Genomic DNA, 15,762 nt, shown 5'->3' with positions numbered 1-15,762 from the left:
TTTAACTAAGCACAAAAGATTCGAACAGAAAAATCAAGCGTACTGAATTTCTACCGGATTAGGGCTTGAGCCAGTTTTGCTTCCCAAAATCTGATGCAAATTCCGCAAGCAGTTGTCATCCGGGTAAAGGCGCACATCCTCCGGAAACTGAACTAAGCAAGCCCCGCCTTTAGCCATCACGGCGGCAGTCAATGGCAGTCCCTTTGGAGGAGTTTGCAGGGCATTCCCCATTGGTGCTTTGACTAAAAATGGATTGATTTGGGCTTTGAGAACCTTTAGATCAATGCCGGTATCTAAATTGAGATGAACATTTCTAGCAAAGCGTAGACGTGCACCCACAATATCCATCACGCTCTCAGCAACAATTCGCAAGCCCCCTGAGAATTTATCGGGACTCACATTCACTTTGGCGATCAGTAGCTCGTCTTCCTTGAGCCAAGAACGATTGGGTTCATACACTTCGCTATAGAGCGTCAGTTCAAGGGCTGAGCTGCCATCATCAATCGTCGCAATCATCATTCGTCCACGTTGCCCCATCAGCATTCGGGATGAGGTAATGATGCCAGCGACTAATTGATCCTTACCCTCGGTGAGCTTGATGAGTGGTTGACGAATAAAGTGCGTCACTTCGGGCCGGTAGGCATCAAACAAATGTCCGGTTAAACACAGGCCCAATGCCGCTTTTTCATCTTGAAGTCGCTTCTTCTCAGAAAAAGGAAGTTCCTTCACGTACTCGGGTGCATGGGCTTGCGCCACATCCTCTGCATCAAAGAGACTTACCTGATGCACTGAGGCTTCGGCCTGCTCGGCAGCCTCGATCGCACGGGAGAGTGAGGCTAGAAGCGTGGCGCGCGCATCATACGCATGCGCTAAGCCTTTGGCAGCATCGGTCGCAATCGAATCAAATGCCCCCGCCCGAATCAAGGCTTCAATCGCACGGCGATTGACTTGACGCCGATCCACGCGGGCACAAAAATCAAACAGATCTTTAAATGGTCCATTCTTGCGAGCTTCCACAATGATTTGGATTGCCCCTTCACCGGTGCCTCGGACCGCCCCCAAGCCATAACGAATCGTACGAATCCCTATACCTTGTTCTTGATCATGGAGCTCTGCAATCGGTGTGAACTCGTACATTCCGGTATTAATATCCGGCGGCAGAATCTTTAAGCCATTGTGCAGGCTATCGTCATACAAAATCTTCACCTTATCGGTGTCGTCCATTGAGAGCGATAAGTTGGCCGCCATAAACTCAGCGGGGTAGTAGGCCTTGAGCCAGGCGGTTTGATAGGCTAATAGCGCATAGGCAGCCGCATGGGACTTATTAAAACCATATCCTGCAAAACGCTCCATGAGGTCATAGATTTCATCGGCCTTGTGCTCGGTGAGTCCATTTTTTTGCGCCCCCTCGCGAAAGATCTGGCGATGTTGAGCCATCTCCTCGGGCTTCTTTTTACCCATCGCGCGCCGCAATAGGTCAGCACCCCCTAAGGAGTAACCTCCAATCATCTGCGCCATTTGCATCACCTGCTCTTGGTAGACCATGATGCCGTAGGTCTCACGCAATACGGGCTCAATGCGAGGATCGGGATACTCCACTTTCTGCTGCCCGTGTTTACGTTTAATGAAATCGGGAATGAGGTCCATGGGACCCGGTCGGTATAACGCCACCAAGGCAATAATGTCTTCAAAGCGATCGGGTTTGGCATCGCGCAGCATCCCTTGCATGCCCCGACTTTCCAGCTGAAAAACTGCAACCGTATTACCGCGCTTTAAAAGCTCAAAAGCTTTTGGATCATCGAGAGGGATATCACTGATACTCCAATCCTTACGATCCGCATGTAGTTTCTGAATCCAACGCTCGGCCCCCGCCAAGATGGTGAGCGTGGTGAGGCCCAAAAAGTCAAATTTCACCAGACCAATGGACTCGACATCATCCTTATCGAATTGGCTAATAACCCCTGCATTGGCATCGCCACCATCTTGGGTATAGAGCGGGCAAAAATCGGTGAGTTTGCCAGGGGCAATTAGCACCCCTCCGGCATGCATGCCCACATTGCGGGTCATACCCTCAAGCTGCTGTGCAAGCGCTAAGAGTTGGCGTACTTCCTCTTCATTTTTTTCCCGCTCAGCGAGTTGCTTTTCTTCTTTCTTGGCAGACTCGATCGTGACTACTTGCCCTGGCTTAAACGGTACGAGCTTGGCAATGCCATCAACAAAACCATAAGGCTGCTCTAGAACTCTTCCCACGTCCCGAATCGCGGCCTTAGCTGCCATGGTTCCAAAAGTGGCAATTTGACTCACCGCATCCTTGCCGTACTTCTCTTTCACATAGGCAATCACGCGGTCGCGCCCATGCTGACAAAAGTCAATATCAAAGTCGGGCATCGAAACTCGCTCGGGATTTAAAAAGCGCTCAAAGAGTAAGTTGTAGCGCAGAGGATCCAGATCGGTAATCCCCAATGAGAACGCGACCAAAGATCCAGCGCCCGACCCACGACCCGGGCCCACCGGCACGCCATTATTTTTGGCCCAGTTAATAAAGTCCGCGACAATCAAGAAGTAGCCTGGGAAGCCCATTTGCGCAATCGTATTGACCTCAAAGCGCAAGCGCTCGCGATAGCGGGGCTCAAGGGCCTTACGCTCTTCTTCGTTGGGATAGAGTTTGCGCAGATTTTTATCCAACCCGATCTCCGCCTGTTGCATGAGGTATTGATCGAGTGGCAAACCATCGGGCGTTGGGAACTCGGGTAACCGCGCTTGTCCTAAGGTCAGGTTGAGATTGCACATCTTGGCAATTTCTACGGTATTGGCAAGCGCCGCTGGGAGATCCGCAAAGCGCTCGCTCATTTGCGCCTGCGTCAGAAAATATTGCTCTTCGGTAAAACGTTTGGGACGACGCGGATCACCCAATAACTCGCCTTCGGCAATACAGACGCGCGCTTCATGCGCCGTGTAATCCTCGGGCTTCATAAACTGAATTGGGTGGGTGGCAACGACCGGAATCTTCAAATCACAAGCGAGTTGGCATGCAAGCTGAATATGCGCCTCTTCTTGAGCATGACCAAAACGCTGAAGCTCCACAAAATAGCGGCCACCAAAGACCGTTTGCCAGTGTTTGGCCGACTCGCGCGCCCTCGCCTCATCCCCGTTTAGGAGTGCAACTCCCACATCCCCCAGATGTCCACCCGAGAGCGCAATTAAGCCCTCGGCCAATGTTTTCTTCTTTGATCCTTTAGTACTTGCTGGCAGCGACTCACTCAACCAATCCGGCTGAATCTCGGCTCTGCCATGACGCTGATTATGAAGCGATGCTTTGCTTAGGAGCTCGCAAAGATTGAGGTAACCGGTGTGGTTTTGCACCATGAGCAACATGCGATAGGGTTGGTCGGGCTCTTGAGTGTTTGTCACCCATACATCGGCACCAGCAATCGGCTTTAGACCAGAGGAGCGGGCTGCCGAGTAGAACTTAATCAGGCCAAAAAGGTTACCCAGATCCGTGAGTGCCAACGCGCCCATCCCATCAGCGGAGGCGGTCTCAACCACATCATCGATACGCACCACCCCATCGGTAATCGAGTACTCCGAATGCAAACGCAGATGAATAAATTGGGGGGCAGCCATATGAGATGATTTTAGCTGTGCGCACTCCCAAATCATGAGCCCGATGACCACCTCTTTAAATCCCCAATTCAATCAAGGCACTAGGTCAGGAGGTAGTCGCCAAAGCCCAAAACCCTACCGCGGCCGCTTTGCTCCTTCACCCACCGGACCCCTGCATTTGGGATCGCTCACCACGGCATTGGGGAGCTGGCTCGACGCCCGAGCGCATGGCGGGATGTGGCTCGTGCGTATTGAGGATGTGGATACCCCAAGGACCGTGCCAGGAGCTGATCAATTGATCCTTGAGCAACTCAAAGCCTATGGCCTAGAGTGGGATGAGGAACCCACGTGGCAATCCGAGCGCACTTCGCTTTATCAAAAGGGGCTCGATCAATTGATCGCCAAGGGTCTGATCTACGGCTGCCAGTGCTCGCGTAAACAGATTGAGGACGTTTTGCAACTAGCAGGTGTCTCAATAAGTCCCAATCAAGAGCTCATTTACCCGGGAACGTGTCGCGAGCAACATTTAAGCATTGAGAATCATGCCCTACGCATGAGGCTACCCAAGGATTGCGTGATTGGCTTTGTGGATCGAGGCTTAGGCAAACAAAGCCAAGATCTTCATCGTCAAGTGGGTGATTTTGTGCTGCGGCGAGCCGATGGCCTCTTTACCTATCAGTTAGCGGTGGTAGTCGATGATCAGGCACAAAGGGTTACGCATGTGGTGCGCGGTGCCGATCTTCTTAGTAACACTGCACGCCAAATTTATCTGCAGTGCGCTTTGGGTTATGAAACGCCCCATTATTTGCATCTCCCGCTGGTGACCAATACCGCGGGCGAGAAACTCAGTAAACAAACCCAGGCTGCGGCTATCGAGATGCATTCAAGAGAAATCATGCTCGCAACACTCAATCGTGCTGCGCATTACTTAGGGATAGCGGATACAACCCTAGCTCAACAAATAAGCATCGCACAGTGGTTAGGTATTGCAACCGAGCGCTGGAACGATCGACTGGTAAAGGAATGCAGTAGCTAAAGCGACTTGCTAAGGGATTGATAAAACCGCCACGTATCCGCGCACATGCGCTCAATGCCATATTGGCTTTGCCAGCCAAAAAGGGTTTTGGCTAACCTCGGATCGGCAAAACTTTTCGCACTATCGCCTGGGCGCCGCTCCACAATCTCATAGGCAATCGGTTTACCGCAGGCTGCCTCAAAGGCGGCAATCATTTGCAAAACGCTTGTCGGTATACCTGTACCCAAGTTAACGGTTAAGAGCCCAGCATGACTCTGAAGAGCCTGCAAGGCCAAGAGATGGCCCTCGGCCAAATCATCCACATGGATGTAATCGCGCAAGCCCGTGCCATCAGGTGTGGGGTAGTCAGCACCAAACACTCTTAAGCACTCCCGCTCGCCAATGGCAACTTGGGCAATATAGGGCATGAGATTGTTGGGAATACCACGCGGATGCTCACCAATCAGTCCCGAAGCATGGGCCCCAACGGGATTAAAGTAACGCAAACACGCAATGGCCATCTGCGGTTGAGCCAATGCAAGATCCGCAAGAATCTGCTCGATCATCCATTTGGTGCGCCCGTAGACATTAATCGGCTTTAAGGGTAGTTCCTCGTGATACGGTGTATCGGGCGAATCGCCATACACGGTTGCTGATGAGGAAAACACCAAAGTCTTGACACCTACTTTTTGCATCTCCTCAAAAAGAACGATGCTGCCCAATACATTGTTGTCGTAGTAGCGTAGCGGCTCGGCTTGCGACTCACCAACCGCTTTTAATCCCGCAAAATGAATCACCCCATCAATTACATGCGACTGAAAAATCGATGCAATAAGGGAGCGATCGCGAATATCCCCTTCCACAAAGACCGAGTCTTTACCGGTAATCTGGGCAATGCGCGCAAGCACAGTGCGCTCGCTATTAGACAGATTATCCAAGATTACCACGCGGTAGTTTTGCTCTAAGAGTTTAACAACCGTATGCGAGCCGATATAACCGAGGCCGCCGGTTACGAGAATGGTTTGAGTCATGTGCTTCTAAAAAAAGAATCGAATGCGTGCAGAGGCAATTTGATTGAAATAACCTGAAGAAGACGATTGTAAATCGTAACGAATACTCAACTCGACATTGTCTTTTGTTTTGCCAACCAATCCTAAGCCTGCGCTATATAACCAGGGCGATAACGATAAGCCATTGGTTACAAAGCTACCCCCACCACCAACAAACGCTGATGTAACTTGAACCTGTTGATTGATTACGTTGTATCCGGCAGTTAAGTTACCAACTAACTTCAGGCGATTTGGCAATGCATACTCAGCTTTTGCACCAGTTGTCATTAGCCATTGATTGTAATTTTGCTGACTGACATTGAGGTTTAACGGCCCTGCACCACTTTCGGTATATGCATTTGACATGACTCCAATGTAGTCCGTACGAATTAATGGAATAAATGTGAAGCGCTCACTTACACGCAAGTGATGGTTTAAGCCCAAACCTACATGCGATGAGTAACTGTCATAACTTGAGTTTGCCGTCGTTCCCATGAAATTAATTGAACGACTTCCTTTATTTTGGTTAATACCAATATCTGCTTGATAGTTGACAACGGTTGATTGAGTCAGTCGATGATGCCCATAAATACCCAATTGGTAACTATTGATATTGAGAGAGCTTGGAGCTACCGCTGAATTCGATGAAATATTACTATTTGCAAAGACCAAAGCTACTCCCAGACTGGTACTTGCATTAATACCTCGATCGATCCCTAAAATGACTCCACCAGTGTTAGCGCGATATCCTGAAACATTATTCTCTTGATTCTGTTCGGCCCAACTACCAATCGGTTTTAACCAAACCTCTTGATTGCCAATAAATTCTTCTTTACTAGCCAAGCCTTGTTTGACCGAGACACGTGAGTCAATCACATCATTAAAGTTTTGCATCACCATCGCGGTGGCTTGCGAGCCAGCCCCAACCAAAAGTGGAACTGTTTGGCTGACGCCATTTGATACTTGTTGAGTGCTGGCCATTTGATTAAATGCAGTAAAGACCGGATCCCAGGTCGGCGATGGGCTTGCAGATAGCGCTTGCAAGGTTGTAGCGGCACCCAAGGCTGACGGATTGTTGTTGGCTTGAACAGCACTCACAAAGTTATTGACAGATGACTGGCGAGCGATCAAATCCAAACTACTCCCTGATACCGCCAATGAAAAGTCCAATAGCGCACTGTTATCGGTGACTGTAATTGCTGCAGCAGTGGCTGCAAGGGTCCCAGTCGCTGAAATAATGCCGCTCATGGTTGTATTACTTGAAATGGATGGGCTTCCAATCACATTGACATTAACCTGAGCACCATCGCTAATACTTGCATTTCCGTTGACACGAAGCTGACCATAACTTGAAGCGCCCGCAACCCCTGTTTGAAATGTGGCTCCGCTCGCTTGGCTGTAGTTACCCGTTAAGGTTTGGCTGGTCCCGGCGGCAATCGCGAGTGTTCCGGAATTATTTAACGCCTGTCCAGAGCCGGATATGGTCATGGCATTGGCCAATGTGAGACTTCCCCCACTTTGAATCTGAAAACGCCCCACATCAATCGAACCTGAACTGGTTAATGCGCCATTAAGCGTCACTCCACTAGCGACTCCACCAGAGATAGAGCCACTGATTGTATTGGTAGTAGCATTTAAATTGAGCGTATTAATACCAAGAATGACATGACCGTCAATCATCCCGGTATTGTTGATCACAAAACCGCTCGCGGTGTTGGTCAAATTTAGCGCATGGGTAGCACTCAGAGTTCCACTATTACTAATTTGACCGGTAACCACACCGTTATTAGCGACTTGAATGGCCGATGAGCTGCCTACGATTTGCCCAGAATTATGAATACTGCCGCTAATGGTGCCTGCAAGAGTCCCGCCAATTTGTAGGGCCGGTCCGCCTGCCGATTGAATTAAGCCAGAATTGGTAATGGCGTTACCCGAGCCGCCATTGGCAAGAACCCCTTCGACTTGAATACCTGCGGTACTACCGGCAATCGTTCCACTATTGGTGAGGCCACCCGTTAATGAGGATAGGCTTTGAACCTGAACCCCGTAAGAGCCGCGCCCGATCGTTCCAGAGTTAGTGACTCCACCGCTGAGCGTACTTGCATAGACGCCATCGCCCACGATGAGTCCTATCGCGCCACTCGCTGAGCCACCAATCGTGCCCAGATTACGAATTCCCCCACTTAAACCGCCACTACTTGTGGCATTTGCTCCGGCAATCAAAATACCGCTGCTATTGGCCCGACTACCGGTAATGAGTCCTGAGACAGAATTCGTAATACCACCGGTAATCGTTCCGTTTTGCAAACGAATGCCGGAGGTTGCACCCTTAATGGTTCCTGCGTTACGAATGCTGCCACTGATGGTCCCTACATAGGACGTACCAATATCGATTCCAGCGCCAGCACCACTATCAATCGTTCCAGTATTGATAATGCTTGCGCCACCACCATTTCCAGAAATCCGCCCCAGAATTGCAATCGCCGATGCACCGCCGGATGGACCCAAGGTTCGCGTCAAAATGCTGCCGGAGTTAGTGATACCACCCGCAATGGTTCCAAATTCATTGACAAAAATTGCAGACTCACCAGCAATTGTTCCAAGATTCGTAATGCCAGAAGAAACTCGTGCGAGCGATGATACGCCAGCCCCAAAAACACTAATTGCAGTCCCCGAACGACCAGAAGGGCCTCCATAAATCAATCCGGTATTACGAATTCCACCAGTAATGGTTCCGATCAGATCGATACCGTAATTATTTGAAGTTCCAGCAATGGTTCCATCGTTGGTAATGCGCCCAAGCAGTGTGCCATTTTGATCAATGCGTATTGCAGAATTACCTGAAATTAATCCCGAATTTGAAATACTTCCTGAGATCGTTCCCGCAAGGGTTCCTGAGCCAACCCGAATCGCAGCATCACTAAAACCTGAAACGGTACCCGAGTTAACAATCGCATTACCTGAAAATGAATTATTTGCAAGCGTACCTAAAACACGAATTGCTGTTGTATCTGCAGTAATGGTTCCACTATTTACGAGACTATGGGTGAGCGATGATCCAGTATCAATTTCAAGCGCGATATTACCTAGCCCGATCGTTCCAGAATTGGTGATTCCAGGAATGTAGATTGCACCACTGAGCGTGCCAACATTAGTGCCATCGCCAATTTTAATCGCGGTACTGCCAGAGGCTGTTCCACCGATCGTGCCAGTATTGCTAATACCCTCGAGAATTTGGCCATTGGCAATCCATAGCGCCTTACTATTGTCTAAGCTTCCAGTAATCGTTCCCTCGTAGTTGCGTAGCGAAGTGAGTGTGCCATTTTGAATATAGATTCCAATATCACCACCGCGGATTAATCCTAGGTTTTGAATGCTGCCGCTGATCGTGCTACTAATACTGGCAGAACCGATCTGAATGCCGGTGGACGTTCCAGCAATTTCGCCCACTAAAAATCCCGAGCTAGAGGATCCCGAGATAGAGTTGTGAACACTACCGATTTGATTAGTGCCTCCATCAAAAACGAGGCCGCGTTGACCCGAAATTAATCCAAAGTTCGCGATCGTACCGATGATGGATGTTGCGCTACCCGCTGTGGAATTGCCTGAGCGAAATGCGTCCCCACCTGAAGCACTAATAGTGCCAAAATTTGATATGACTCGAAACGTCGAAAAATCCTGAAACGTGCCGCGATCAATGCGAATTGCTTCGGTCACGCCACTAATTAACCCGTCATTAGTGATCCCACCCGCTAAGTTACCGTTTGTTAAGCGAATACCAACACCTGAACTAGAGATCGTCCCGGCGTTACTGATAAACCGGGTCATATTGGTTAAATTAATCGCGTTATTTGTCCCCGTGATGGTTCCACTGTTGCTAATAAAACCACCCAGGGTCCCAACGGTATTTTGAATGCCGTCTGTGGAGCCACTAATTAATCCAGAGTTGCGCAATGAGCCAGATGTGAAACTTGCGGTAGTTTGCGCAGCAGCGCCTGTTGTCACCTCAATGGCCTGCGATCCAGTGACCGTTAACCCGGGGCTAGCTGGTAGCTCACACGTTCCAGAAATCGTAGCGCCACCGGTAAAACTACAGTCTGCTGCGATAGCTGGGCTTGGACTGATCGCCGCAATCGAGCCAACTAATAGAGCGCCCACGACAAGCGATTGCCCTGCACTACCTCCGCTATGAGAGCGTGCATTTTCAGCAACGGCAACTAAACAACCGTGGCGTTTACTCCATATCAGTCGATATATCTTGTTCATTTTTAATTAATTGGACTGAGATGAATTCACTGAGTTTTTTAGTAAGTCAAAGGATAAACTAGCTGCCCATCGAGCGATCTAGGGTTAACCCTTGAATTTTTTGTTTTACAGCCTCAATCACAGATGTCCAATTACCAAATTCGGTTTGATTGACGATCTGCATCGATGGATACCACGGTGAGCGGCTTTGATTGCATAACCAGCGCCATTCTCCATCGTACCGATTAAGCAAATACACCGGCTTATGAAGTGCACCAGCAAGGTGCGCAACTGCCGAATCAACCGCAACTACCGCATCCAGGTTTTCAATAAGCGCTGCCGTATCCGCAAAATCCTGAAGCTCTGCGGTCCAGTCTAGCCAATTAGTGGAATCGAGACGGCGCTCATCTACATCTCGATCCCATTTTTGTAAACAGATCCAATCAATGTGATCCATCGCCAAAAGTGGGGCCAAGGCATCAAAGGGAATGCTGCGACGCGCATCGTATTGCAAGGTTTTTCGGCCTGACCATGCAATGCCAATCTTCAATCGATCCGAACGGGTTTGCTGAACGCGGCGTTGCCAGAACTCTTTAAAAATAGTGGGCACCTGTAAATAAGGAGTGGCAGCCGGGATGGTTTCAAGTCGCGTTTGAAAAATACGGGGCAAGGATAGTAGTGGAATGTAAGCACTCCATGGATCTAGACGAGCTGGTATCAAGGAGCGAATATCCACATTTGGGAATGACCATTCCATTAAACGTCGCAACGCGTCTGGAACATGAAAACTAATATGCTGAGCTCGCGTTTGCAGTACCTGCAGGTAACGGCAAAACTGGATCGCGTCTCCAAACCCCTGCTCTGCTAGCACGAGAATCCTCTTATGTTCTGCTCCTTGTGCCCCATCCCAGACTGGGAGCGCCAGATTGGGTTTGACTTGCGTTTGATTGATTGCCTCGGCTGAACCCGTCCAACGCGATTCATAATTGTCCCAACCCGCTTCCCACTCACCTAACTTGAGTTGCAAAAGGCCCAGATTAAGTCTTGCCATATCCGAGCTTGGTTCCAATCGAAGTGCATCCTCAAAAGCCAACTTCGCATCCTCATACAGCCGCATGTCTTGCAACAAAAACCCGAGGCTATTGAGGGCTCCAGGAAAACGTGGTGCAATAGCGATCGCCTCTTGATAGCATTGGTAAGCGCTCGCAAATTGATTTAATTTGTAATACGAGATTCCCAATAAGTGCCACAGCTGCGCCATTTCAGCAAGCGCGCCACCAGTTTGCACTTCCGATTGCAATAACTCAATCACAGCGAGATGCCGTTGTTGATTTTGAAAGCCGCTTGCCAAACCCGCAAGGGCCATCAAGTAAGGTGCCCCGCCCTGAGGATCAATCATGTGTTTGAGATTGTTTTTGGCCTCTAAAAAATTGGGGCGCGCTTGGAGGGCCAACTCCGTGCAGGCACGGGCTGCTTCGAGTTGCTTGCGCTGATACAAAATCGAGCCCTTATTGCATTGGGCTTCTGCATGGCTGGGGTTAATCTGCACTGCCATGGCATATGCTTCATAAGCCTCTTCAAATAAACTACGCCGTTGATAGACCGACCCCAAATTATTCCAAGCCAGGCTATGGTTTGGTTGCAAGCGCGTAGCCTCAATCAAGGCCTCCTGCGCTTTAAGATCGTCTTGCAGGTCCAAATGAACGCTCGCAAGGTTGTAATGGGCCACCGGGTCGTGCGAAAAATGCGTGATCGCAAATTGAGCCCAATGCAAGGCATCGGCTAACTTTCCCAAGCGCCGATTAAGCTCGGCTAAGTTCAAAATGGTGGTGGAATCTTTTGGGTCTCGCTTGTGGGCTTCTAAGGCATAGTCCAAAGCGTGATTTAAATGGCCCTCGATCAGAGCAATCACGCTTAAGCGCTGCCACACCTTGGCAGGAGATGCGCGCTCATGAATGAGCGTCTCATAAATGAGCTTTGCTTTGCCATACTCCTGAGCTTCAAAGAAGCGATCGGCCGCCTCTAAGGATGGAGGCATTGTAGGAGGTGACGATGATTGTGCCATGGCTCTTCTTAATCAATCGCGTCAATAGCGGGCATTGAGGCGCAACACACACGAGTGTGCCCCATCAATAGTAATGAGATTGTAAGCGGCCACCTGATCCCCAAAATAGCGATCTCCAAAGCCTGGGTCATACTGCGCTAACCAAGGAATTTCACGCAACTCACATCGCGTTCGCACGTATTGAGGCGCTTCTCCGCCCGTGGCGATGATGCGATCGTGTGCGCCAAGCGTCACTTTCTTGCGCCACAACTCTACGGTAGCGATGATCTCTTCCGCATTGGCTAAGCGCGAGCGTGACTGGGTCCGCACCCGAATTAATGGTGATTGGGAGTAATCGCTCAGGAGCGCAAGCTCCATGGGCGGCGGCAAACTTAGCGGCTGCGGTAAATGCCGCTGCAGGTATTGCAAACCCAAGACCAAGACCTCTAAGCAGTGATACTTCATAGCCAAGCTATGCATGAGCCCCCAATCAATCTGAGCTTGGTATTTATGCAAAATTAAGCGGGCATCGCAGACCCAACGCACCGGTGGAAGATGATTCCATGCTACCCCGTGCAAGATGGTGGTTAATAAATTCAAGGTGGGATTGAGCACCGCAAAGGTTTGGCCTTGCACCACAATCGCATGCAACTCCCCTAAATCGGCAGGGTCGTAAATATCACTCACAAAATCTTCACACGGTCGCCAATGAATATCCACCATCGCACCGCCAGGATGGCGATAGGTGCTTGCATATTGAAAGCGCACTCGGGGAGCAACGGGTGGATCATCACTGCTCCAGCCAAGCCGAGTGAGCAGTTGATGCGTGGCCGCGACTTCTGCGGGCTTAATCAGAATATCCAAATCGGCCATGGGCCGCGATCCCAAGTCGCCATAAAGATCAATGGCATTACCAATCCCTTTTAACAGCACGAGATCAATTGCTTCCTTTTGAAAATGCCTCTGCAGCTCCAAAAGCGTTGCTAAGCGTGTGGCGTTTTCAAAAAAACTTTTTTTCCAAACCCCTTTTAAAAGCGCCTGATTGGATCCGTTAAGCGCCACCATATCGGTCTCAAAGCGTTTATGCAAAAACGGCAACAAGCGATTTGCACCCGCATCCAATCCGCTAACGGGATTCGCTTCTATCAACTGAGCCCAACGTGAACTCAGCTCCGCACGCGGTGTATCAAAAATGAGTTGCAATAGCGCTTCATGCTGGGGACTTGGCCAAGCCGCTCCTTCATGATTTTTTGGAATAAAAATCCCCATCCACTCGAGCGCTGCCGGATTAGTCGCCACTTGCGCTTGCCAGCGTTGGGCGGCGGGATAATAGGGATCAAGCGCGATGGCCATCATGGCCGCGGCTTGCGCTGCTCTCGGATCATCGGGCTCTAAAAGTTGCGCCTTCAAATAATGGGCACAAGCATTGCTTTGCCAGGCGGTGTGCGCCAAGCGAGCTAGGGCTTCAGAGGAACTGATGCGCTTAGCATCGAGCGCTTGGCGCAATTCGAAGTACGCCAAAGCCGATGGCAAGCGGGCATCGTCTTTAAAGTGCTGACTAAACCACTCGACTCCCGCCTCAAATAAGGCAATCTCATGTTGGCAAAGCGCATAGTCGAGATAACTCAGACACTCTGTCCAAGCCAGTGCCTGCTGGGCCATGAGCGCTTGGGCCATGATGGTGGCATCTGTCCACCGGCCCTGCTTCATAAAGATCCGATAGCGATACAAATTCACAAGAGGCATATCGCTTGCTTGACGAAATTCCGCTTCATGCAAATAGCGATCGGCCAAGGTATCAAAGCCGTTGACAAGCTCCGCTAGCCCCAAAGCCGCAAAGGCATTGGCATCATTGGGAGCAAGGTGTGCGGCCCAGCGGGCCACCGCCAAGGCCATGAGGTAATCGGTTTTGGCAATGAGATCCTCTACGCTACGTAATGTTTGCATTCCTAGCTCGGCTTCAAAATCCAACGCCGGCATGTGCGGATCCGCTTTTGCTAAAAATGCAAAACATGGCAAATGCATAGCCATGGTCGTAAATGGATGAGTCTTGAGTTTTTGCAGGACTCTATCACGCGGGGCATCGGCACTCAGAAGCTCCATGATTTGTGCCAGCACGTGAATGGGGTGCTGCGCTGGAGCGGCCGCGACAACTGCTAAATTCCATTTTTGCCAAAGCCTAGCGTAATCACTTTGAGTAAAGAGGTATAAAAGCTCCTCGGCATAAATTGCCTGGTCTGAAGGATCCTTAGCGAGGGCCGCATCAATGAACCATTGGGCTTTGGAAAATTGCGCTTGGCGCAAGGCAAAATGAGCTGCCATCACCTGCGCAGTCACTGCACCATCGCTGCGTTGCAATTGCTTGGTGATGCGAAGTGCTGCATCGGCAAATTGCCCTTGGTGGCACTCAACCATTAGGGCAAGGTATTCGGGTCTCGAACTCACAATGAACGCTTTCGTGCAATCGCTAAGGCAGCCACCTTGAGATAGTCACGGACATGCTGCTGGCTCGTTAATGATGAATTACTTCGATGAATGCGGCGCCTTAAAACCACTTCCTTTAGGAGGACTGGATCGGGCGCAATCGTGCGAGCACGATCAAACCAATCGATAAACTCCCCCACGCGCAATTGGGGATTAAATACTCCAACGCGCTCAAAAAATGAGCGGCGCGCGAGCATCGCACTTGCAAAATAACCGGTTTGGATCGGTGGCAAGGGTTTAGTGGGTATTGGCTGCAATTCGGGGGAATAAAAATGCTCAATCTGACCAAAGCACCACTGCCCATCAGCCAAAGCGGCGCGCATCCTTGCTAAACGCTGCATTGGCCACCAATCATCGGCATCTAAAAACGCCAAGTACTCGTTCGAACTTGCCGCAATCCCTTGATTGCGCGCCAATGCAATACCACCATTGGTGGTTCGACGTAGCAGCTGAATTTTCGGGTGCGCAAGGTGCAAAACGCGCTTGGCGCTGTCATCGGTACTAGCATCATCAATCACAATCAGTTCACCCACCCAATCGCCCTGCGCTAAGACCGAGGCAATCGCCTCTTCGATATACAGAGCGGCGTTGTAGCACGGCATGATCACAGAGATTGGCATTATTTATCCGTGTTTTTCTGACGCGCAATGCTCGCAGCCACCACGCGCAATAACTCCTGCTGATGCCGAGTAACCTGTTGACTTAAATTATTGCCATGCACGCGTTTGTATAAAAGATCATCGGCTAGCATACTACTTTGCATACCCCGATCCTTTGCCCGAAAAAACCAGTCCACATCATCGGTACCCGATACCAGGGCCTCATTAAAAAAGCCAACCGTCACAAAACGATCTTTACGCACTAACAGAGTGCCCGGCAAATACCCTGGCAAACTCCTTTGCAGTAAATCACGGCGCAACCACGGGGGTGCCTGGGTTTGTTCGGCGGATAAAAAATACACCTGCTGACCAATCACAAAATCCATAGCAGGATGCGCATCCAAATACTCAAGCTGGAGGCGTAATTTATGGGGTGGCCATAAATCGTCTTGATCGATAAATGCCAAATACTCACCGCACGCGTGTTGCACACCCCAATTGCGAGCGTGGGCAACGCCTTGATTGCGCTCGAGCCGCAATACCCGCACAAGCTCGTCTGGCCAAGTCGTCTCTAGCGTCGCAAGGCAGTGATTATTGGAGCCATCGTCAACGAGGATGATTTCAAAAGGAGCGTACTCTTGCTGCAAGACGCTCGCCACACACTCCGCTAGGTGCTCAGTGGGATTAAACACCGGGATAATGACGCTGACCTGGTGCATCGCT

The 15,762-nt window shown here is 50.2% G+C and carries 8 protein-coding genes; 1 reads left to right on the top strand and 7 read right to left on the bottom strand.

The window, feature by feature from the left end:
• Positions 1–33: 33 nt before the first annotated feature.
• The gene (dnaE, locus tag QUE64_RS01910) at positions 34–3,624 is read right to left on the bottom strand and encodes a DNA polymerase III subunit alpha (protein WP_286225686.1); all 3,591 of its coding nucleotides are present in this window, start codon (positions 3,622–3,624) and stop codon (positions 34–36) included.
• Positions 3,625–3,667: 43 nt separating this feature from the next.
• Here dnaE and gluQRS point away from each other — a divergent pair, with 43 nt between their 5' ends.
• Positions 3,668–4,639, top strand: a complete 972-nt coding sequence (gluQRS, locus tag QUE64_RS01905) for a tRNA glutamyl-Q(34) synthetase GluQRS (RefSeq protein WP_286225685.1) — start codon at positions 3,668–3,670, stop codon at positions 4,637–4,639.
• Here the strand turns inward: gluQRS and galE are convergent.
• The 6 genes from galE to QUE64_RS01875 are packed head-to-tail and all read right to left on the bottom strand — an operon-like array spanning position 4,636 to position 15,758.
• Positions 4,636–5,649 carry a UDP-glucose 4-epimerase GalE gene (galE, locus tag QUE64_RS01900; protein ID WP_286225684.1) on the bottom strand — a complete coding sequence of 338 codons (1,014 nt, stop codon included), beginning with the start codon at positions 5,647–5,649 and terminating at the stop codon, positions 4,636–4,638. The genes gluQRS and galE overlap by 4 nt on opposite strands.
• 6 nt (positions 5,650–5,655) lie before the next feature.
• Positions 5,656–9,933, bottom strand: coding sequence for an autotransporter domain-containing protein (locus QUE64_RS01895; RefSeq protein WP_286225683.1), 4,278 nt, complete (start codon positions 9,931–9,933; stop codon positions 5,656–5,658).
• A 58-nt stretch (positions 9,934–9,991) separates the two neighbouring features.
• On the bottom strand, positions 9,992–11,977 hold the full coding sequence (locus QUE64_RS01890) for a tetratricopeptide repeat protein (RefSeq protein ID WP_286225682.1): 1,986 nt from the start codon (positions 11,975–11,977) through the stop codon (positions 9,992–9,994).
• Positions 11,978–11,998: 21 nt separating this feature from the next.
• Positions 11,999–14,401, bottom strand: a complete 2,403-nt coding sequence (locus tag QUE64_RS01885) for a nucleotidyltransferase domain-containing protein (protein ID WP_286225681.1) — start codon at positions 14,399–14,401, stop codon at positions 11,999–12,001.
• On the bottom strand, positions 14,398–15,060 hold the full coding sequence (locus QUE64_RS01880) for a glycosyltransferase family 2 protein (RefSeq protein ID WP_286225680.1): 663 nt from the start codon (positions 15,058–15,060) through the stop codon (positions 14,398–14,400). Before QUE64_RS01880 ends, QUE64_RS01885 begins: the two co-directional genes overlap by 4 nt.
• The gene (locus QUE64_RS01875) at positions 15,060–15,758 is read right to left on the bottom strand and encodes a glycosyltransferase family 2 protein (protein ID WP_286225679.1); all 699 of its coding nucleotides are present in this window, start codon (positions 15,756–15,758) and stop codon (positions 15,060–15,062) included. Before QUE64_RS01875 ends, QUE64_RS01880 begins: the two co-directional genes overlap by 1 nt.
• Positions 15,759–15,762: the final 4 nt, after the last annotated feature.

It is taken from the genome of Polynucleobacter sp. HIN7 (assembly GCF_030297595.1).
In the GTDB taxonomy this organism is placed as follows: domain Bacteria; phylum Pseudomonadota; class Gammaproteobacteria; order Burkholderiales; family Burkholderiaceae; genus Polynucleobacter.
The sequence above is the reverse complement of the archived record's forward strand: the minus strand, read 5'-3'. Positions and strand labels throughout refer to the sequence as shown.

Coding starts and splice junctions, on each gene's coding strand:
- dnaE (WP_286225686.1), bottom strand. CDS start 3,624: ATGGCTGCCCCCCAATTTATTCATCTGCGTTTGCATTCGGAGTACTCG.
- QUE64_RS01895 (WP_286225683.1), bottom strand. CDS start 9,933: ATGAACAAGATATATCGACTGATATGGAGTAAACGCCACGGTTGTTTA.
- gluQRS (WP_286225685.1), top strand. CDS start 3,668: ATGACCACCTCTTTAAATCCCCAATTCAATCAAGGCACTAGGTCAGGA.
- galE (WP_286225684.1), bottom strand. CDS start 5,649: ATGACTCAAACCATTCTCGTAACCGGCGGCCTCGGTTATATCGGCTCG.
- QUE64_RS01875 (WP_286225679.1), bottom strand. CDS start 15,758: ATGCACCAGGTCAGCGTCATTATCCCGGTGTTTAATCCCACTGAGCAC.
- QUE64_RS01880 (WP_286225680.1), bottom strand. CDS start 15,060: ATGCCAATCTCTGTGATCATGCCGTGCTACAACGCCGCTCTGTATATC.
- QUE64_RS01890 (WP_286225682.1), bottom strand. CDS start 11,977: ATGGCACAATCATCGTCACCTCCTACAATGCCTCCATCCTTAGAGGCG.